Origin of the sequence: Cellulophaga sp. RHA19 (assembly GCF_002813425.1) — a bacterium.
Lineage (GTDB): Bacteria > Bacteroidota > Bacteroidia > Flavobacteriales > Flavobacteriaceae > Cellulophaga.
The window spans coordinates 2503528-2524726 of the sequence record NZ_PHUL01000001.1; the positions used below are offsets into that span (position 1 = coordinate 2503528).

The following is a 21199-nucleotide window of genomic DNA, read 5'->3' on the forward strand; positions in this document are numbered from 1 at the left end:
ATGGTTTATTGTATTTTAAAAGTTTACTTAGATAGAATTAAAAAAATGATATAAAAGCACCGCTAAACACAACTTATTTTATGTAATAGTTACAAATTAGTTTAATAATTGTAAATTTAGCAACCAAATTAAATACTCAAAAGAATGAAATTGAACACTTTTAAAACTGCATTTTTTGCAGCATTGTCTCTAGGTACAATTACAGCCGTGTCTGCACAAGATAAGCTAAAAAAAATGCCTGGTTATGAGCAATATGTAAAAGTTGCTCCGCAAATTAGAAGAGCTGTAAATACGTCTCCAACTTACGTTAAATGGAATGATGCAGGAACTGCTTTTCAATATATAAAAGACGGAGAAGCTAAAGAGTTTACTATTGGTAAAGGTGAAGCAACTGCTACAACTAAATTAAAAGACGATAGATACGCTAAATGGGCTAACAGGCCAGCTCGTGGTAGACAATATGCATCTGCAGAGTCGCCAAACGGTAAATACAAAGCTTTTACTAAAGACAGAAATATGTTTTTTAGTAATGCTGATGGCTCTAATGTTGTTGCTATAACTACAGAAGGGAATGATGAAAACCAATTAAAGTTTGGTATTGCTACTTGGGTTTATGGTGAAGAATTAAGTCAAAACACAGCAATGTGGTGGTCTCCAGATAGTAAAAAGGTTGCTTTTTATAAGTTTGATGAAAAAGAATCTAAAAAATACTATGTTTTATATGATCAAACACAAATACAAGACTCAGTAGAAATTGAAGCATACCCTAAAGTTGGAGCTAAAAATTTACCTGTAGATTTAATGGTGTATGATTTAGAAACTAAAAAAGTACAACAATTAGATCTTAGAGATGGTAAACCTTATAATGACGGTGATTTAGGTACTTATATTTATGACGTTAGCTGGACACCAGATGGTAAGGAGTTATTGTACCACAGCACAAACCGTAAGCAAAATATAATGGAACTTAGAGCTGCAAATCCTAATACAGGAGCTTCTAGAACCGTAATTAGAGAAGAATGGTTGCCTAGTTACACAGAAAATAGTCCGGAAATGCACGTTTTAAAAAACGGAAAGCAATTTATTTGGGCATCTGAGCGCTCTGGTTTTAACAACTATTATTTATATGATTTTAGTGGTAAACTAGTTAAACAATTAACCAAACATAATTTTGAGGTAGACGGTATTGTAAGTGTAGATGAAGCTAAAAAAGTGATGTACTACACAGCGCGTAGTGGAGAAAACCATATGAAAATACAGTTGCATAGTGTAAAACTAAACGGTTCTGGAGATAAGAGATTAACAGACCCTGCTTTTAATCATTCTGTATTTTTAGCGCCAAATAATAAGTACTTTGTAGATGTTGCACAAACTCATAATACTGCACCAGTTACTACTTTAAGAACTATTAAAGGTAAAAAAGTTGCTGTAGTTGGTACGTCAGATATATCAGAATTTAAAAAGTTAGGTTTAAAAACTGTAGAAGCATTTACGTTTACTTCTGCAGATGGTAAAACAGAATTACACGGGTTTTTACATTTTCCTTCTAATTTTGACCCTAATAAAAAATATCCACTTCTTTTAAGCAACTACGGTGGCCCTGCAACTAACGAGTTTACAGAGCGTTTTACAACACCAAACCCATTAACAGAATTTGGTTTTTTAGTAGCAGAGGTAGATGGTAGAAACGTAAAAGGTAGAGGTAAAAGATTGTTAGATAATTTATACCAAAACTTAGGTTTTACAGAAATGGATGATTTTGCAGCAGGTATAAAATCTTTATATAACAGACCTTATTTTAATAAAAATAAAGTTGGTGTTTATGGTACATCATACGGTGGTACTACATCTGCAACTTTATTATTGCGTTACCCAGAGGTTTTCCATGCGGCTGTTGCAAACTCTGCAGTAACAGATTGGCGTAATTATGATAACGTGTATACAGAGCGTTATATGGGCCTATTAGAAGAAAATAAAAAAGGGTATGAGGCAAGTAGTTTAATTACTATGGCTAAAGATTTACAAGGTGAGTTAATGATTTTCTTTGGTACTAGTGATAACAATGTACACCCAGCAAACTCTTTACAATTTATAAAAGCATTGCAAGATGCTGGTAAAAGTTTTGAAGTACAAATTGGTCCGGATAAAGGACACACAGCAATGGATACCAGTAGAATGATGGAATTTTTTATAGAGCATTTAGTTTTAGATAAAGAATAATTATTGTTCTAAATTTAAAGTAAAAACAAAAAAGGCTTCATTTAATTATGAAGCCTTTTTTTATTGTATGATGTAATTTTAGCGTGATGTTTTACTTATAAAACATTAAACTAAAGATTTTAAATAAATTTAATGTGGTAATTTATCTCTAAGAATACCATATAAAAATGTTCCTAAGATTGAAAAAGCAATTACAATTAAAATAGGAGCAAAACCTGCGCCTACTAAAGTAAACATAGGTCCAGGACAAGCACCTGCTAATGCCCAACCTAAACCAAAAATAATACCACCAAAAAGATACCTGCTAATACTTTTGTTTTTAGGAATAAACTTTATTTCTTCTCCGTGAATAGATTTTAATTTATAACGTTTAATAAGTTGTGTAATAATAACACCTAGTCCAACAGCAGAGCCTATAATACCGTACATATGAAAAGACTGTAGTTGAAACATCTCATAAATACGAAACCAAGATGCGGCTTCGGACTTAAACATAGTAATACCAAATAAAATGCCGATAAGTAAATATAAAAGGGTTCTCATAGTCTTAAAAAATTAAAGGGTATAATACGTGAATCATAAATAAACCACCAATAAAAAAGCCAATAACAGCTATTAAAGATGGTAACTGTAAGTTACTTAAGCCAGATATTGCGTGCCCAGATGTGCAGCCACCTGCATACCTAGTTCCAAAACCTACTAAAAGTCCACCTATAGCTAATATTATAATACTTTTTATATCTGTTAAGGCATCTAAACTATAAAGTTCTGTTGGTAAGTAAGCATTACCAGCACTAGAAAAGCCAAGTTCTTGTAAATTTTTTATGGTCTCTGGATTTATGTCTACGGCAGTAGTTTCTGTTAAAAAATTAGCACCAATATAGCCGCCAATAATGGCTCCAATCATCACAATCAAATTCCATCTTTGGTTTTTCCAATCAAACTTAAAAAAGTCCGACTTTTTATCTGCTCCGCAAATGGTACACAGTGTTCTAAGATTACTAGACATACCAAAGTTTTTACCAACAAAGAGTAATAAAAATAATACTAAGGCTATTAAGGGGCCAGACACATACCACGGCCAAGGTTGAAAAATTGAATCCATTTTTGCTAATAAAATAGTTATAATATTTACAAAGTAACTTTATTTTATTGAGACGGTAAGTAACTTATGTTACTAAGCACAGTAATTTAATGTTTTAGACATTTTTAAACTTAATAGCTTAGTTTTGTGATACTATAATTTATATATGGATTCTTTAACGCAAATAGTATTAGGAGCAGCAGTAGGTGAAGCTGTTTTAGGAAAAAAAATAGGAAACAAAGCAATGCTTTATGGTGCTATTGCAGGTACAATACCAGATTTAGATACTTTTGCATCTTTTTATACAGATACTGTTACAGGCTTAGAACTACATCGTGGTTTTACACATTCGGTGTTATTTTCAGTTTTATTTGCGCCAATTTTTGCGTGGTTGGTTACTAGGTTTGAAAAGTACAAGGATTTTAAAGGTTGGTGTTGGCTTTTTTTTTTAGCATTTGTAACGCACCCAATATTAGATGCACATACAACGTGGGGTACACAGTTGTTTTGGCCTTTAGAAAACCGATTGGCATTTAAAACTATTTTTGTTGTAGACCCCTTGTATACAGTACCATTTTTAGTGTTTCTTATTTTAACAATGTTTCAAAAGAAGACAGATCCTAAACGTAGAAAATACAATAACTTGGGTTTAATACTAAGTAGTAGTTATTTGGCGTTAACTTTTGCTTTAAAAAGTGCTGCTTTTTATCAATTTAAAAAACAATTAGAAGAACAAAATATAGCTTATACAGAAATTGAAACAAAACCATCTCCCTTAAATACAATTTTATGGACTGCCAATGTAGAGACTAAAAATGCTTATTATATTGGACATTATTCTTTTTTTGATACAAAGCCAATCAAATTTTCAAAATACACTAAAAACCATCATTTATTAGGTGATTTACTTAACAATACTAAAGTACAAAGGATGATTGCTATTAGTAAAGGTTGGTATACCGTAGATATTTATAACGATAACTTGTATTTTAATGATTTGCGTTTTGGAACATTAAGTATGAATTATAAGGCACACGATTTTGTTTTTAGCTACAAGATAAACACTTATGAGAATGGGACTATTGTTTTTGAAGAAAAGCCAAAAAATAGAGCTCAGGCTAAAAAACTACTAGCAGATTTGTGGAAACGTATTAAAGGTAATTGATTAAAAAAGAAAAATGCTAAAGCGATAAAATTAATAAAGCCTTAGCATTTTTTATTTTTTACAATGTAGATGGGCAAACATAGTTGCTTACAGGTATTTTAATATCTTTTATAGCATTAAAACCTCCGTTTACATTAATTAAATTATGTATGCCTCTGCTTTTTAAGATAGATGCAGCAACCATACTTCTGTAACCACTAGCACAGTGAATATAAAAGTTTTCATTAGAAGGAAAATCTTTTATATACTTATTTATAAAATCTAAAGGAGTATTAATAGCTCCAATCATATGTTCAGAAAGGTACTCACTCTCTTTTCTAACATCATAAACTTTGGTACTACTATCTAATTCATTACTTAAATTAGACGCAGTTGTAGTATTCACAGTATCATACTCTTTAGCGGCTTTTTTCCAAGCATTAAATCCGCCTTTTAAATACCCTAAAGTATTGTCAAATCCAACTCTAGATAATCTTATAACTGTTTCTTCTTCCTTACCTTCTGGAGTAACCAAAATTATAGGTTGTTCTACATCTGCAATTAATGCGCCAACCCAAGGAGCAAAACTACCATCTAAACCAATAAAAATAGATCTAGGAATGTGCCCTTTTGCAAAATCGTCTTGGTGTCTAACATCTAAAATAATAGCTCCTGTTCTGTTAGCTAAAGCTTCAAGCATATCTGGGTCTAATGCTATTGTACCTCTTTTTATAATATCGGCAATATCATCATATCCTTCTTTATTCATTTTTACATTTAACGGAAAGTAACTAGGAGGCGGTAATAAACCATCTGTAACCTCTTTTATAAACTCAGCTTTAGTCATATTAGCACGTAAAGCATAGTTCGTATTCTTTTGGTTACCAAGCGTATCAACGGTGTCTTTACTTAGGTTTTTTCCGCAAGCAGAACCAGCTCCGTGTGCAGGGTATACTAAAACAGTATCTGCTAAAGGCATAATTTTATTACGTAAACTATCAAACAAAAAGCCAGCTAAATCTTCTTCTGTAATTTCACCTGCTTTTTGCGCTAAATCTGGCCTACCTACATCACCTAAAAATAAGGTGTCTCCGCTAAAAATAGCGTGGTCGTTTCCGTTTTCATCTTTTAAAAGATAGGTAGTACTTTCCATTGTATGACCAGGCGTATGTAAGGCAATTATTGTAACATTACCAATTTTAAATTCCTGATTGTCTTTAGCTATAATAGCATCAAAAGAAGGGTCTGCCATAGGTCCGTATACGATAGGAGCTCCAGTTTTTTGAGCTAATGTAACGTGTCCGCTAACAAAATCTGCGTGAAAATGAGTTTCAAAAATATATTTAATTGTAGCGTTATTCTCTTTAGCTCTTGTGGTGTAAGGAGAGGTTTCTCTTAAAGGATCTATAATAGCAGCCTCGCCATTACTTTCTATGTAGTATGCGCCTTGAGATAGGCAGCCTGTATATATTTGTTCAATAATCATAACTATGTAGTTTTAAATTTGGACTACAAACTTATGAGTTATTAATATGTGTTACAGTAACTTATGTTACACTTAACTTAGATTTATGATTTTAAGGCTATTTCTATGTAATTCTATTTTACCAAGTTTCTCTAATTTTTTTAATAGTCTAGATATTACTACTCTAGAGCTATGAAGATCATAAGCAATTTCTTGATGCGTTTTGTTTATTGTAATGCTTTTGGTTACACGAGACATTTCTTTTAAGTAATTTAAAAGTCGTTGATCCATATTTAAAAAAGCAACACTATCTACTGTTTGTAGGAGCTCGTTAATACGATTGTGATAGCTTTCAAAAACAAAATCTCTCCAAGATTTATATTTGCTGGTCCATATTTCCATTTTCTCTATAGGAACCATAATTAACTTAGTGTTAGTCTCTGCTATGGCTCTAATTTCACTTTTTTTATGTCCAATACAACAAGCCATTGTCATTGTGCAAGTTTCTCCTTTTTCTAAATAGTAGAGTAGTAGTTCATCTCCATCTTTATCTTCTCTAAGTATTTTTATGGCACCAGAAACTAGCAAAGGCATAGATTTTACATAGTCTCCTATTTCTATCATTTTAAAACCCTCAGGAACTTCTTTATAGGTTGCAACTTCAAGAATTTCTTGTAATAATTCTTTTTCAAATAAATTACCGTAGCTGTTTTTTAGTTCCTCTATCATAGTATGTCAAATTTAATAAATAGTGAGTAAGACAACTGTTAAAAGTCCATAATTCTGTTTTTTTTATGTAGTTGTGAAAGTAATACATAGTATGATTTTAAGTTTATTTAGAATAAATAAAAATAATGTTTGGTTCGTATTGTTTCCTGTAATATGTTTGCATTATAAATATTATTTTAAATAAATCTAAATAAGAATAATGAAGAATTTAATTACGTTAGCATTTTTATTTGTGGCATTATTTGTTGCAAATGCACAAGAAAGTAAGCTAACAGGAAAAGTTACAGATGTAGAAAATAACCCGTTAATGGGTGTAAACGTTTCTGTAGTAGGTACAGGTTTAGGAGCACAAACAAATTATGATGGAGCTTTTAGTATATCAAATTTGGAAGCAGGTAGTTATACAGTTTTAGTTTCTTATATTGGGTTTAAAACTAAAGAGGTAATAGTAACTATTACCACAGGAGTGGAAAACACTCTAGATACAGTACAACTTTATGAGGGTAATGAAATTTTAAAAGAAGTAGTAGTTAATGGTGAGCGAAGAAATAAGTTCTCTAGAAAAGAAACTGCGTATGTAGCAAAATTACCTTTAAAAGATTTAGAAAACACTCAGGTTTACAATACCATTACATCAGATTTATTAGTGTCTCAAATAACAACAAAGTTTGATGATGCATTAAAAAATGCAGTTGGTGTAGACAAGTTATGGAGTTCTACAGGACGTGGTGGTGATGGTTCTGGGTACTATAGTATTCGTGGGTTTAGTGTGCAACCGCAGTTGGTTAATGGTATGCCAGGTTTAACAAATGGTACTATAAATGCAGCAAATATAGAGCGTATAGAAGTTATAAAGGGACCATCTGCTACATTATTTGGTAGCTCTGTAACGTCTTACGGTGGCTTAATTAATACAGTTACAAAAAAGCCTTACAAAGGATACGGAGGTCAAATTTCTTTAACAGCAGGTTCTTATGGATTGTCTGTTATATCTGGTGATTTTAATACAGCGTTAGATAAAAATAATGACATCTATTTTAGATTAAATACAGCATACCATACAGAAGATAGTTTCCAAGATGCTGGTTTTCAAAAATCGTTTTTTGTAGCACCCTCTTTATCTTATCGTGTAAATAACAAATTATCTTTTTCTGTTTACGCAGAAATTACTGAGTCTGAACAAACAAATGCAACATCATTGTTTTTAAATAGAGCAGCAGTATCTGCATCTTCAAGCATTTCAGAGTTGGGGTATAATAATAAATTATCATACACCTCTAATGATTTGTCTATAGAGAATCCTACATCTAATTACAGGGTAGAAATGGATTATAAGTTATCTGATGCTTGGAAATCGCAAACCATATTATCTAAAAGTAATACATCTTCAAAAGGATATTACTCTTATTTATATGAGTACGGAACATTAGATCCTAATACATTCTCTAGAATGATAAATAAAGAGAATAGCACAACTAATACAACAGACATACAACAAAATTTTATAGGAGATTTTAAAATAGGAACTTTACGTAATAGAGTAGTAGCTGGTTTAGATTATTACCAAGCAACAAACATAAACCAAAGTTCTGGTTACTCTTTTTATGGTAACGTATTACCAAACGGAGATACAAACGGTGATAACCCTTTTACACCAGAAGTAGAAACAGATGCTTACCCGCTAACAGAGGCAGGAGTATTGTCTGTCTTGGCATCACAAACAGCTAACAATATAAAATCAGAAACTAGTACCTACAGTGCTTATGTATCTAATGTTTTAAATATTACGCCAGCTTTATCTGCAATGGCAAGTTTACGTGTAGATAGGTTTGATAATGAAGGTGATGTTACTACAGATGTAGATGATTATGCGCAAACGGCATTTTCTCCTAAGTTTGGTGTTTTATACCAACCAATTTTAGACAAACTATCTGTTTTTGCTAATTACCAAAACGGATTTACAAATATTGCGCCTAGTCTAGTTGGTGATCCTGCAGATGGCCCACAAACCCTTAAATCTTTTGATCCAGAGCAAGCAAACCAGTTAGAGTTTGGTTTTAAAACAAACTTATTTAATGGCAAATTAAATGCAACGGTTAGTTATTATGATATTACGGTGTCTGATAAAGTTATGACAGACCCAACATCTACATTTAATAAAATACAAGATGGTGAAGTAGAAAGTAAAGGTTTAGAGATAGAAATTAATGCAAACCCTATTAACGGATTAAATATTAAAGCTGGTTTTAGTAATAATGATAGTGAAATTACAAAGACCGATAATGCTATTTTAGCAGGTACACGCCCTGTAGAAGCAGGAGCTGAAACGTTATACAACCTTTGGGCAAATTATGAGTTTCAGGTTGGTAGTTTAGAAGGTTTTGGAGTAGGTTTTGGTTTAAATGGAGCTAGTGAAAGCTCTATAATTAACTATGGCCCTGGCGGAACTTTTGATTTGCCAAGCTACACCATTTACAATTCTTCTGTTTTTTATCAAGCAGATAAATATAGAGTAGGGTTAAAGCTTAATAATATGTTTAATGAAAACTATTATAAAGGGTGGACAACCATTACGCCACAACAACCAAGAGCATTATTAGCAAACTTTACATATAAGTTTTAAAAATAGTTTAAGTTGGATTTTTTGCAGTAACATCTTAGTCTGGCTATGTACCAGGCTAGGATGTTTACATTAAACAGAATTAAAAAATGACCATATTAATTTTAGTAACCACCCTTGCTTGTTTGCTACATTATAGTACCTCTAAACGAGCCGTAATTACAAAACAGTTTAAACTATTATTTTGGTTACATAACAAACCCAAAAGTGTAAAAATAGCAGCAATTGTGCTTTTTTTATATAGTTTTTTTTTAGCTGTTTATGCATTTGGATTAGGAGCAGGGCTTATAATTTTTACAATTATTTTAATGCTAAGTTGGAGTTTAATTGTCCTGTTAGCTCCTTTAAAAATTGTAAACTACAAATTACTAACACTACTTTTTTTAGTAGCCTTTTTATTAGAAAAATCACTATAAATTATGCCAGCAAATTCTAAATATTTAACAACAAATCCTTGGCAACAGTTTGCTAAAATATCTGCAGGTATTGTAGGCGGTTATATTGTAGCATCATTAGTACATATAGCATTAGCGCTTTGGTTACCAGATCCAAAAGTAATTTTGGCAACATCTATTTATACCATATTTATAGTTTGGGGAGCATTAATAGTTGTTCCTTTTTTATTTAAAAACGGATGGTTGGTTTGGCTAGTGTATTTAGTACTAAGTCTACTGTTAGCTATTGCAATTTATCTAGGAAAACTTAATTCACCTTTAGTATAATGAGTAAACGTAATTACAATGTTTTTTTTCATACACATACCGTTAGCGGTATTGTAATTAGTGTAGCCTTATACATTATATTTTTTGCAGGAGCCTTTGCTCTTATAAAAGATGAAATTACTGCATGGGAAAAAGGAAATACAGCAGAAATTTTAGCACCAAAGGACATAGATTTTAATAGGCTTATTAAAAGCATAGAAGCAGAAGGGCATACACTTTACGGTAGAGATATACGTATAATACCACCAGATGCTAAAAAAGAAATTTATGTACAATTAACAGATTCACAAGACACCACAGTTGTTAATGTACCAGAAAAACCAACTTACTTTTATGCAGATCAAGAAACGTATAAAATAAGTGAGTATTATGCATTTTATAGTTTGGGAGAGCTATTATACAGGTTACATTTTTTTCATCAACTACCAACAATAGGTATTTACATAGCTGGTTTTGTAGCATTCTTTTTCTTGTTTGCAATTGTAACAGGTGTAATTGTACATTGGAAAAAAATGGTATCTAATTTTTATGTTTTTAGACCTAAAACTAAGCTAAAAACTGTTTGGACAGATGCACACACGGCATTAGGCGTAATAGGTTTGCCTTTTCAGTTTGTATATGCAGTTACAAGTTGCTTTTTATGTATGTCTGTTTTTGTATTGTTACCAGCTAATTATGTGTATAACAATAACCAAGATAAGCTTTTAGAGGATATACGTCCAATGATGAAAACCTATCCGTTAGAAGAAAAGTTAGATACTGTTTTAGATGTAAATTCTTTTATGGCTAAGGCCGATAAAAAATGGGAAAACTTTACAGCGCAGCAAATTTATATTAAGAATTACGGGGCAACTAATATGATGTTTCAGGTTGATGGTTTACTAGCTTCTAAAGAAAAGTTTTTAGGTAACGGAAGAGTTGTTTATAAAATGGCAACCAATACTATTGAATCTGAAAAAAGCCCATATGTAAACAGCTATGTAGAAGATGTAGAGCTTACCATACGTAAACTGCATTTTGGAGATTTTGGAGGTATGTACTTAAAAGTAATATACTTTATACTAGCCTTAATAACCTGTTTTGTAATTATATCAGGTGTACTTATTTGGTTAGAGGCACGTAACAAAAAAAATATATCTGCAGCAAAGCAATTGTATAATAGGCGAGTAGGGCACGTGTATTTGGCCATATGTTTAAGTCTGTTTCCTATAACAGCGTTATCATTTATAGCATCTAAACTAATACCAAGAGATTTAGATGCAAGTAGGCAAACCATTTTATATCTCGTATTTTTTGTAGGCTGGTTGCTATTAACCATTTATTTTAAAAGTAAAAGAGACAATTACATTACCAACAAACACAGTTTGTTATGGGGTAGTATTTTAGGATTTTTAATACCAATAGTTAATGGTTTGGTATCTGGTAACTGGTTTTGGAAAACCTTTGCAAACAATCAATTAGATGTTTTTACAATAGATGCCTTTTGGTTGGTATTAGCTTCGGTTGCTTTGGCTATATATTTTAAGTTGGAACGTAAAGTACCAAAGGTAAGTCACGCTAAACTACTAGCGGAATACCAGAAAACAGTTTTAGACCAAAGAAAAGAACAAGAAAACCAGCAAGAAGTAGAAAAAGATCAATCTAAAAAAATAAAATTTATGAGAACAAAAATTTCAATATACTGGTTGCTAATTGTAGTAGGCTTTATACTGCACCACGTTTACGGTTTATTTGGTGTGTATTATAATGAGAGTTTAATGATAGAAGGTGCTACAGGAGATGTACCCGTAGAACACCACTTGTACCGCATATTTTTTGAAGGTATAGCAATGCTTTTTTGTATAGCAACTTTAGAAATATCTAAACAGTGGTTTAGACTAACCTCTATAATTTGGGCAATTTTATTAGGTATTTTTAATATATATCATTTTATAACAGCTATAGCTTATGAAGCTTCTAACATATCAGAAATATTAATACTAGCTTTAATGGGAGTTGTAAGTGTATTATTAGTAAAGACACTTTTACAATGGCGAAAAGAAATAGTCTAAAAAGCGTATAGTGAAACTAGAAAAGCATTTAGGTTATTCTAAATGCTTTTCTAGTTCTTTAAACTTTCTGTGAATAAACATAATTTCTTTTAAAGAAAACTCTTTTTCTTGAAACCAGTCGTAAGCTTCAATTTTGGCATTTTCTACCTGTGCATCTCTTATGGCTTCTAATGTAACAATGTGCCAATGCGCACCTTTGTTTTTAGAAACAGGATAACCAACATCACTAATAATGTAAGATTTACGAGGCTGATTTACCAATCTTACTCCGTTTTTTAAAACAGCTAAGGTTTTGGTAAGTGAAATAACCTCTGAGAAAGAGTAACGTGCAAAGTCGTTAAAACCATCTCGTTTTACATTAAAAAGCTTATCGCCAACTTCTAAATATCGCATAATTTATTTTACAAAGAGTTAGCAAAAATAGAACGATTATCCCTTTTTTGCTTTACTACCAAGCACTACTTATTAACAATGGTAAGGGTTTTGTAGCTATTAAGCTGATACTGATAATTTTTAAGAGTTATTTTTTTGTAGAATTATAGTAAATTAGTTTCTCTGTTAGTGCACACATTTTACTTGTTTGCTTACTCTTTATGGCACGAGCGTGACGCTCGCGTTAGCAGGGCGGTCTCACACTCAATTTGTATTTTATAATTTAAGATTTAATATTCTGATAGATGTTTATTAAGACTATTAACTTACATTCTTCTCCCTCAAACCAAGTAACTTTATATTTGTCATTCATAAACTGGGTCATATCAAAATTTTCATAAGTAAAACCTTCTGGAAGATTTCCTGACATTCTAATTTCATCAATTTTTGAAGTTGCTTCTAAGATTTTTGAAATATTAGGGTTTTGTTTTGTAGCAGCTATAAAACAAGCTTCTACTTCTTTAGAAGAAAAATCTTGAGAAAGGTTAAGAGGTAATATTATTTTTTTTAATTCTTCAAAGGAATCTCCTTTAAATAAATCATAATCTGTAATAGTTCTAATAAACAATTTTTTATAACTCTCTGGGCTATTATCTACAAGAAACTTATTACTTATGAGTTTCTCTTCTGCAATCGAAATATTCATTAACAAATTGTCATCTGTAAAGCAAGAAAATATTTGACTATTAGATCTATTACAGGAAACAATAAAAAAAAATCCAATAAAAATTAGTGATATTTTATTAATATACATTTACCATATGTGTTTTTTTCAAATTTATATAGAATTCGAACAAATTCCTAATAGGACAGCAAAGTGTGTATGTAGGCTTTCAATTTTTTGAGACCCTAAAGTAAGTTCTATCAATATTGTTTTTTAAACAGAGAAAATAGATGGCAACTAATTAGAGTAAAATACATCTATTTTTTTTGATACTTGGAAGTTTATTCGAGTGTAGCAAAATGATTATTATACTAGTAAAACCAACGCTAGCGCAAGCATCTTGCTTGTGCCGTTGAATGCATCTAACTAAATTAAATCAGTTTCTTCTTTCTCAAAAATATGAAGAGTTCCACCTGCTGTTAACACAGCAATCATACTATCATTTACCTTAATTTTATCTATATGATACCAGTTATCTTCATTAGAAATTTTTTTGGGATCTTTTAAGAGTTCATAATAATCTATAATCTTATTTGTTTTAAGGTCTAAGACAGCCAATATACTGGCTATTAATGTTTCTCCTTGCTGTATAGCTAAGTATAATTTATTATTGTGAACAACACTAGATTGGTGTTTAATACTCCAATTATTAGTAGGAAAAATAGTGTTTAGCGTTGTTGTTTTGCACTCCTCTGTATCTAAATTAAAAATACTTAACGTTTGTATGTTATTAAAAATGCCAGAAGTAGCAATAACTTCTTTGTTATTGTTATTATATAAAAAGCCTTTAAGGCTAGGTATTTCTTTGTGTACTTTACCAGTATCTGTGTTTATTACAATACTTCCTGTGGCGTTTAAACTGCTATTTGCAAAAGATAAAAACAACAAATTATTTATTACTAATAACTCGTTAGAAATTAAGTGATTGTTAATTTGTTTAGTATACTGTTGAAAGTTAAAACTCCACACTTCTTTTCCTGTATCTAAATAATAACAGTTTATATCTGTGTCATTTTTAGAAAGAAATGTATTATGTATTATTTTCTTAACTCTTTTATTACCTATACTTGTATGATTAACTACTTCAAAATCATCTAATGTCACTGAAGAAACACGATACTCATTATTAATTGAAGTCTCAACCCATAACTTATCCTCTATAGTTTCTATAGGAAATATATCTTCCTCAATTTTTTTAATTAGTTTAGCATTTAGGCTATTTAACTTTTCGATTTTTTTGTAATTTGTATAAATAAAAACTGAATTTTTATGTTCAAAAAGTAAATGTTGTGTATCAATGTTTTTCTTCCATATATTTTTATCATCATATTTGATTAAAATATCTTTTTTTGTGAATAAATATATACACTTATAACTTAAGTAAAAATTACTAATATTATTTATAGATTGTTTCAAATACATTTATTTCTGTTATTTTATTTATAAAATCATCTATTGAGCTTATTCTTTCATTTGGAAAAAATTCCTGAAGTTTATTAATTTTAGCTAATTCTTTTAACGCATCTTTAGCTTTTGTTGTAGACAGTATATTTTTTAAATCACTTTGCGTAAAAACTTGTTCAAAAATATGCCATTGTGTAATATCGTTTAAGCTACTGGCATTAAAAAAGTCCTCCGCTAGCGTAAGCATTTTTCTTGTTTGCTTACTCTTTACGGCACGAGCGTGACGGTCTCTATTAATTATGATAAAATATTTAAAGATTTTGTGTAATCATCATTAATAAATAATTTATCTAAAAACAGCGCTATTTCTTTAATACTAGATTGTCTTGGGAATTTACAATTTTCAGAGTTTGACATTCTTTGTGTTGGGCTTGTAAAATATAATATCTCATCATCTATTATCTCATCTAACTCTTTTAGTAAAAAAATGGCCTGTTTAATTTCTCCTTCTATTTTCATAACATGACCATGGTCAAATATTGTATAGCTTAAGGTGTCTTTTGAAAACAATTGATAAACTGAGCTTACTTCTTTTGTTTTTCTTTGAATAGTAAAGTTAAATGAAGTTCTTCTTTCAAAATTAGAACAAAATTCTTTTAAATTAGATTCAATGATAATTCCTTCCTCATTAAATATATAAATTACTGTTTTCATATTTATGGCTTCCATAGTACTAGTTCTATTTTTGTTCGAACATTATATTAGTTCCCCCCGCTAGCGCAAGCATCTTGCTTGTGCTGTTACACAAACTAAAATTATTTAATATCACTACAAAAACTCTAATACTTAGCAGCTTTACCATTAGCAGCACTGTTTTTAATAAATGCTCTTATGTCTTGGTTAGCAGATTTTAAATCTTCTTTACGCAAGTACATCATATGTCCGCTTCTGTAGCCTTTAAAAGTAAACCTGTCTTTTAGTTTTCCGCTTGGGTCTGTTTGCCACATACTATATTTAGAGGTAAAGTAGGTTGTAGCACCATCATAATACCCAGTTTGGTACAATACTTTTAGGTATGGGTTTTCTGCCATTGCTTTACGTAAACCTTCTCTAACATTATTATTGCTATTGTCCCAAGGGTGTACACTACCAAACATATTGTATTTAAGATCTGTTTTAAAGTTTAAGTGCTCTCTAAGGTAAAAGTTAATTGCAGGTGTAAAAGAGTGTAACCAAGAGGTTAGCTCTGCATTATAGTCGGGCTTTGTGCCAGCAGCCATTTTGTCTATACCTAAATACCTAGAGTCTAAACGCCCAATTGTATGTCCGCTTTTATTGCGTAGTAAATCTTTCCAAAAGAAAGATGTAGGCACCATTAAGTTATGGTCTAAAATTGCTTTTTTAGACATACCAGAGTAGTACGCCATTTTTTCTGCAACTTCTTGCTTCTCGGCATCTGTTATAAAACCACCTCTAGCAATGGCAGGCATAAGCTTGTCTATGGTATATTCTTCTACTTCTGGTAATACCTCTAACAAGTCTTTTTGTTGTAAAGCCGCAGGTAACATTTTATGGTGCCAAGCAGCAGCAGTAAAATAAGGTAAGTTTATACCAGAAGATAAAGGTCCGTCTGCATTGTATATTTTATAATCTGCTGGTGATACCATAATAACACCATTTAAATACATCCATTGTGACTCTTGTAGTTCTAAGGCTAAACCAGATACACGCGTACCACCATAACTCTCACCAATAATATATTTAGGAGATTGCCACCTGTTGTTACGTGTAACAAAAGTATTTACCCAGGCTGCCAAGTATTTAATATCTGCATTAATACCAAAAAACTGTTTGCGGTCTGGCATTTTTCCGTCTTTTTGTGCTACCATTCTAGAGTAACCCGTATTTACAGGATTTACGTAAACAATATCTGCTACGTCTAAAATAGAATACGGATTGTCTTTAATACCATAAGGTTGTACAGGGTAACCCTCGTCATCAATATTTAAAATTTTAGGTCCAGTATATGCAATGTGCATCCAGACAGATGCCGAGCCAGGGCCACCATTAAAAGATATAACCAATGGGCGTTCTTCTCCTTTATTAACATTTGTCCTTTTATAATAGGTATAAAATAACGTAGCAACCACATTATCTTGTTTATCCCAAACGGGTTGCGTACCAGTAGTGGCAGAGTAGGTAAGTTTAGTGCTGTTAATAGTAGCAGTGTGGTTTGTTACTACTGTAGTATCTACAGCAATTTTTAAATCTTGAGCTTTTGTTTGTGTAGTAAAACTAAATACCGCTAAAACGGTAACGACTTTTAAAAACGCTAATTTTTTCATTTTTGAGTTGTAGTTGAGTTCAGATCTAAAAGTATATAATTACTGTAGAGAATAAAAATGTATTCTCCTTTTAACTTTTTTACTATTAATTAAAAAGTGGCTAACCCTAGATAATCTGCATATTTTAGGGATGAAAAATTTTGACGATTTTTTTTATAGATGCTTTAAGGACACAATTCTGCAGTTCACCGTTTAAAATAGTGCGTTCATTTGATAATTTAAAAAAAGGCTTTAAAGGCGTGGTAACTTTGTCTCAGATTTAACCTACAAATGTTTTTTACCATGTCAAAATTTAAATTTTTACCAATAGGACTTTTAGCTTTATTTATTACAATGACTTCTTGTACTACAGAGAGCGTTGAGCAAGAAGATGCTATTTACGCACAAGTAGATACTTCTAGTGAATTAGAGAAAGAAGTAATAGCGTTGGTAAACGAGTACAGAGTTTCTAAAGGTTTAAATACTTTAGAATATGGTAAAGTAGCATACGGTTATGCAGCACAGCACAATGATTATATGATTGATGCAGGAAAAATTAGTCACGATAATTTTGATTTACGTGCATCTAATTTAGCTGTAGAGGCAAAAGCAGATTTTGTATCAGAAAACTTAGCTAAAGATTTTAGAACAGCAAACGGTGTTGTAAAAGCTTGGATTAATAGTCCAACTCACAAAAAAGTAATGGAAGGTGATTTTACATATACAGCTATAAATATTAAAGCTGATGAAAACGGAAAATTATACTTTACACAATTATATTTTAAATAGGATTTTTTAGGTTAAAATCTATTTTATTGCTGCACTTTTAAGACAATGTAAATTGTTTTAAAAGTGTTTTTTTTGTTACATATTTTATAAATAGTTAATTTTTAAAAGATTGAGTTATTTTTAAAAATTACTGCAAACGTTTGCATAATCTTCAATTTCTTAAAATTTTATGTATTTCATCGAAATGGGGTGTATTTCATCGAGTAAACACAATAAGTGGAGAATACTTATGAGCTAGGTTACGTTATAACTATACCAAATTAGTTCTTAACCAAAATCTAACTAAATGAAAATAATTTTACCCCAGAAAATTAGAATCATTTTTGTGGGAGTCTTACTCGCGCTTACCACAAATTTAAAATCACAAACAAAAAATTACGCTACAACAATTCCTATACAAGATAGGGTAGACAATGCCAATAATGCAGTAGACGGTAATTTATTAACTAAAGCAGACATAAATGCTAGCTCCGGAATACTTGTAGGTATAGGTGCTTACACAGGACATTTAGAGTTGCAGTACCCTACAAATTTACCTGCAAATACTACAAGTTACACTAAAATAGAAACTCAAGACGATATACTGTCTAGTCTATTGGGTGGTAGTTTAGGAGGTCTGTTATCAGACATTACAGGTGTTTTACTTTTAGGTAACCAGGAGTTTGCTGTAAAAGCACAAAATAATGCAGTTACTGTATTAGAAAAATTTTCTAATGCAACTAATGGCTTTTCTACAGAAGATGTTCGTGTGGTTGCAGACAAAGACAATAACTATTTTTTAGCAGTTACACCAGACCAAGAATATAATAGAATACGTATTGACAATTCTATGGGATCTTTAATAGGGTTAAACAACACTAGGCAATTAGGTGTTTATGAGTCTTACTATACTACAGGAACAGCTGGTTGCGGCTTACCAAGTTATACTTCTTTTAGTGGTAGCGGAATATCTTTAGACCTATTAAATTTAGGAGGTGCAGGTGTTGCAAATCCTAACTTTGCTTTAGATGGCGATGCATCAACCTACTCAGAATTAGGATTAGGAGTTTTAGATGTTGCTGCAAGCATACAGCAAACTATTTATTTTGATTCGGGTTCAGACCAAGACGATGTTATATATATACGTTTAGCTGTAGACCCTTCTCTTGTTAATTTAGGCTTATTAAACAATGTAAGTATTAGTGCAAGTAATGGTACAGAGCAAGTTTATACTTCAGATGCATCAAGCTTGTTGTCTTTAGACTTACTAGGATTATTACAGAGTGGAAATAGTACAGTATTAGCGTTTAAGCCAGGAGAATCTGTTAATAGGGTTACCGTTAGTTTGTCTTCGTTATTAAACGTAGCTGTTGGTCAACAAATACGTATTTATGATATTTATAGAGCTCCAGAGCAACCAATTTTATCTACATCTACTACAGATATAAATATATGTAGTGACTCTACAGCAGACCTAGTAGCTACGGCACAAGGTGCAACAGTAGAATTACGTTGGTATGATGCAGAAACAGGTGGTAATTTACTAGCAACTGTAAATTCTGGAGATACATTTACTACTCCTGCTTTAAACAGTAGTGCAACTTACTATGTAGCATCTGCTCATATCGGTTGTCCAGAAGAATCTGCTAGAGTAGAGGTTCCTGTTAATGTAATAGCAACACCTACAGCTGCAGATATTACCGTAATTGGTAATGAAAACCCTATATGTTCACAAAGTACAGTTGTATTAGTACCTTCTAGTGCTATAGATGCAACATATAATTGGTTTTTAGACAGCGCAGAAACAATGCCAATTACAGATGGTATGGTTTTAAACGGTGCAACTTATAATATAGATGAAAACGGAGTATTATCTATTACGGGTTTAACAGATGTTAATAGTCCCTATACTTTTTATGTAGGTAGTACAGATAATCTTGCTGGTTGTAAAAATGCAGATGGCGATTTAAAACCTGTAGAAGTAACTATAGTAGATTCTGCAAGTACAGCAGTAGATGTTACTTTAGATACAGATATTAGCTTAGCTAACTTAATTAATATTTTCCAGGTAAACCCAGCAACAAATATTACAGGTTCTGTAACAGGAGATGTTAATGCTGGTGATGAAATTACTGTTGCGCTAAACGGTACAACTTACACAGGTATATTGGATGCTAACTTAGAATTTAATATTGCAGTAGATGGTACAGATCTTTTATCAGATATAGATAATTTATTAGAAGTTTTTATATCAGGAGGTCTTTGTAGTATTACAGATGATGTTATAGTTACAATTCCAGATTTTATACTAGATAATTTAAATCAGGTTTTTTGCGCTTCTGATAATGCAACGTTACTAGATTTAGATGTAAATGGTAATAATGTTGTGTTTTTTGATAGCCTATTAGGCAGTGCAACGGTAGATGCTAATACAGTATTAACAGATGGTGGTACTTACTATGTAGGACTTTTAAATGTTCCTTTATCTGTATTACCGCGTATACAAATTACAGTAACAATATTAGATACACCTGCGCCAACTACTACAAGCACTACGCAAGTTTTCTGCGAAGCAAACAATCCTGTAGTTGGAGACTTACAAGTTAATGAAACTAGTGTTGTTTTTTATGACGCAGAAACAGGAGGTACAATGTTAGATCCTTCTACAGCTTTAGTAGATGGTACAACATATTATGTTGCTAATACAGAAAATGGTTGTGAAAGTAGTACAAGATTAGCTATTACAGTAACCTTTACACAACCTGCACCAACAACGAGTAACACTGCACAAGAATTTTGTAGCACAAGTAATGCTACCTTGGCAGATATACAGATAAACGAAACGGCTGTTGTTTATTATGATGCAGAAACAGGAGGTACAATGCTAGCTTCTGATACAGTTTTGGAAGATGGTACAACATACTATGTAGCAAACTTAACATCTGGATGTGAGAGTGATGATAGGTTAGCAATAACTATTACAATAGAAGAAGCAGAACAAGCTACAATTACAGGTATTTTTGAAGAAGCCTGTTTAGAAGATTCCTATATGTATACTACAGAAACAGGCAAGCAAAATTATGTTTGGACAGTTACTGGAGGTACAATAACAGAAGGTGGTACAAGTACAGATAGCTTTGTAACTGTTACTTGGGAAGATTTATCAAATACAGAAATTACAGTTACTTATGATGGTGCTACAGGATGTACATCTGAACAAGAAACGTTAGAAGTAGGAGTCATTTCTTGTGGAGAGGTTTTAGGTGAAGAATTTTGCTTATTTGTTTACAATGAGTTTTCACCAAACAATGATGGTTATAACGATTTTTTTAAAGTAAAATGTATTGAAGACTATGCGTCTAATACAGTACAAATCTTTAACAGAAACGGTAACCAAGTTTTTGAAGCTGTTAATTACAGAAACGACTGGAACGGTGTTGCCAATGTAAATGGTGTTTTAATCAAAGGAGACCATTTACCATCTGGTACTTACTATTACATTATTGCTATTCCGGAGTTAAACAGAACGCTTAAGGGCTGGCTGCAAATAGCAAGATAAAATTAACCTACAC

Annotated in this window: 18 protein-coding genes; 8 read left to right on the forward strand and 10 right to left on the reverse strand. The window is 31.6% G+C overall.

From position 1 onward, the window contains the following. Positions 1-144 precede the first annotated feature (144 nt). A complete protein-coding gene (locus tag AX016_RS11015) occupies positions 145-2220 on the forward strand; it encodes a S9 family peptidase (protein ID WP_232732618.1) in 2076 nt (691 codons plus the stop codon). Between the two features lie 129 nt (positions 2221-2349). Here the strand turns inward: AX016_RS11015 and AX016_RS11020 are convergent, their stop codons facing one another. Next, a complete protein-coding gene (locus tag AX016_RS11020) occupies positions 2350-2763 on the reverse strand; it encodes a DUF6691 family protein (protein ID WP_100895658.1) in 414 nt (137 codons plus the stop codon). 4 nt (positions 2764-2767) lie between these two features. Then, positions 2768-3325: a YeeE/YedE family protein gene (locus tag AX016_RS11025; protein WP_100895659.1), complete on the reverse strand. Its 558-nt coding sequence runs from the start codon at positions 3323-3325 to the stop codon at positions 2768-2770. A gap of 145 nt (positions 3326-3470) precedes the next feature. Between AX016_RS11025 and AX016_RS11030 the strand changes: the two genes are divergently transcribed. Beyond that, on the forward strand, positions 3471-4469 hold the full coding sequence (locus AX016_RS11030; RefSeq protein WP_100895660.1) for a metal-dependent hydrolase: 999 nt from the start codon (positions 3471-3473) through the stop codon (positions 4467-4469). Positions 4470-4527: 58 nt separating this feature from the next. Here AX016_RS11030 and AX016_RS11035 read toward each other — a convergent pair whose 3' ends face one another. Both AX016_RS11035 and AX016_RS11040 read right to left on the reverse strand, forming a co-directional pair. Beyond that, on the reverse strand, positions 4528-5934 hold the full coding sequence (locus AX016_RS11035; RefSeq protein WP_100895661.1) for an MBL fold metallo-hydrolase: 1407 nt from the start codon (positions 5932-5934) through the stop codon (positions 4528-4530). 72 nt (positions 5935-6006) lie between these two features. Then, complete coding sequence (locus tag AX016_RS11040) at positions 6007-6642, reverse strand: Crp/Fnr family transcriptional regulator (RefSeq protein ID WP_100895662.1); 636 nt, start codon at positions 6640-6642, stop codon at positions 6007-6009. Positions 6643-6841: 199 nt separating this feature from the next. Here AX016_RS11040 and AX016_RS11045 point away from each other — a divergent pair, with 199 nt between their 5' ends. The 4 genes from AX016_RS11045 to AX016_RS11060 all read left to right on the forward strand — a co-directional run bounded on the left by AX016_RS11045 (position 6842) and on the right by AX016_RS11060 (position 12035). Beyond that, positions 6842-9265: a TonB-dependent receptor gene (locus tag AX016_RS11045; RefSeq protein ID WP_198519430.1), complete on the forward strand. Its 2424-nt coding sequence runs from the start codon at positions 6842-6844 to the stop codon at positions 9263-9265. Positions 9266-9351: 86 nt separating this feature from the next. Next, positions 9352-9678 carry a hypothetical protein gene (locus AX016_RS11050; RefSeq protein ID WP_100895663.1) on the forward strand — a complete coding sequence of 109 codons (327 nt, stop codon included), beginning with the start codon at positions 9352-9354 and terminating at the stop codon, positions 9676-9678. 3 nt (positions 9679-9681) lie between these two features. Next, entirely contained in the window at positions 9682-9984 is a 303-nt protein-coding gene (locus AX016_RS11055; RefSeq protein WP_100895664.1) for a hypothetical protein, read from the forward strand. After that, positions 9984-12035 (forward strand): PepSY-associated TM helix domain-containing protein, encoded by a 2052-nt coding sequence (locus tag AX016_RS11060; protein ID WP_100895665.1) that lies wholly within the window; start codon positions 9984-9986, stop codon positions 12033-12035. Before AX016_RS11055 ends, AX016_RS11060 begins: the two co-directional genes overlap by 1 nt. Before the next feature lie 33 nt (positions 12036-12068). Here the strand turns inward: AX016_RS11060 and AX016_RS11065 are convergent, their stop codons facing one another. The 6 genes from AX016_RS11065 to AX016_RS11090 all read right to left on the reverse strand — a co-directional run bounded on the left by AX016_RS11065 (position 12069) and on the right by AX016_RS11090 (position 16880). Then, on the reverse strand, positions 12069-12428 hold the full coding sequence (locus tag AX016_RS11065) for a pyruvate kinase (protein ID WP_100895666.1): 360 nt from the start codon (positions 12426-12428) through the stop codon (positions 12069-12071). Between the two features lie 262 nt (positions 12429-12690). Then, a complete protein-coding gene (locus AX016_RS11070; protein ID WP_100895667.1) occupies positions 12691-13113 on the reverse strand; it encodes a hypothetical protein in 423 nt (140 codons plus the stop codon). Between the two features lie 384 nt (positions 13114-13497). After that, positions 13498-14547 (reverse strand): hypothetical protein, encoded by a 1050-nt coding sequence (locus AX016_RS11075; RefSeq protein ID WP_157811120.1) that lies wholly within the window; start codon positions 14545-14547, stop codon positions 13498-13500. Further along, positions 14528-14782, reverse strand: a complete 255-nt coding sequence (locus tag AX016_RS11080) for a hypothetical protein (protein ID WP_100895669.1) — start codon at positions 14780-14782, stop codon at positions 14528-14530. Before AX016_RS11080 ends, AX016_RS11075 begins: the two co-directional genes overlap by 20 nt. Positions 14783-14832: 50 nt before the next feature. After that, positions 14833-15249, reverse strand: a complete 417-nt coding sequence (locus AX016_RS11085; RefSeq protein WP_198519431.1) for a hypothetical protein — start codon at positions 15247-15249, stop codon at positions 14833-14835. A gap of 125 nt (positions 15250-15374) precedes the next feature. Beyond that, a complete protein-coding gene (locus AX016_RS11090) occupies positions 15375-16880 on the reverse strand; it encodes a S10 family peptidase (protein WP_100895671.1) in 1506 nt (501 codons plus the stop codon). A gap of 282 nt (positions 16881-17162) precedes the next feature. On the opposite strand from AX016_RS11090, the gene AX016_RS11095 reads away from it, so the two are divergent. Together AX016_RS11095 and AX016_RS11100 are read left to right on the forward strand one after the other, a co-directional pair. Further along, the gene (locus tag AX016_RS11095; RefSeq protein ID WP_100895672.1) at positions 17163-17648 is read left to right on the forward strand and encodes a CAP domain-containing protein; all 486 of its coding nucleotides are present in this window, start codon (positions 17163-17165) and stop codon (positions 17646-17648) included. A 286-nt stretch (positions 17649-17934) separates the two neighbouring features. Then, a complete protein-coding gene (locus AX016_RS11100; RefSeq protein WP_100895673.1) occupies positions 17935-21186 on the forward strand; it encodes an Ig-like domain-containing protein in 3252 nt (1083 codons plus the stop codon). Positions 21187-21199: the final 13 nt, after the last annotated feature.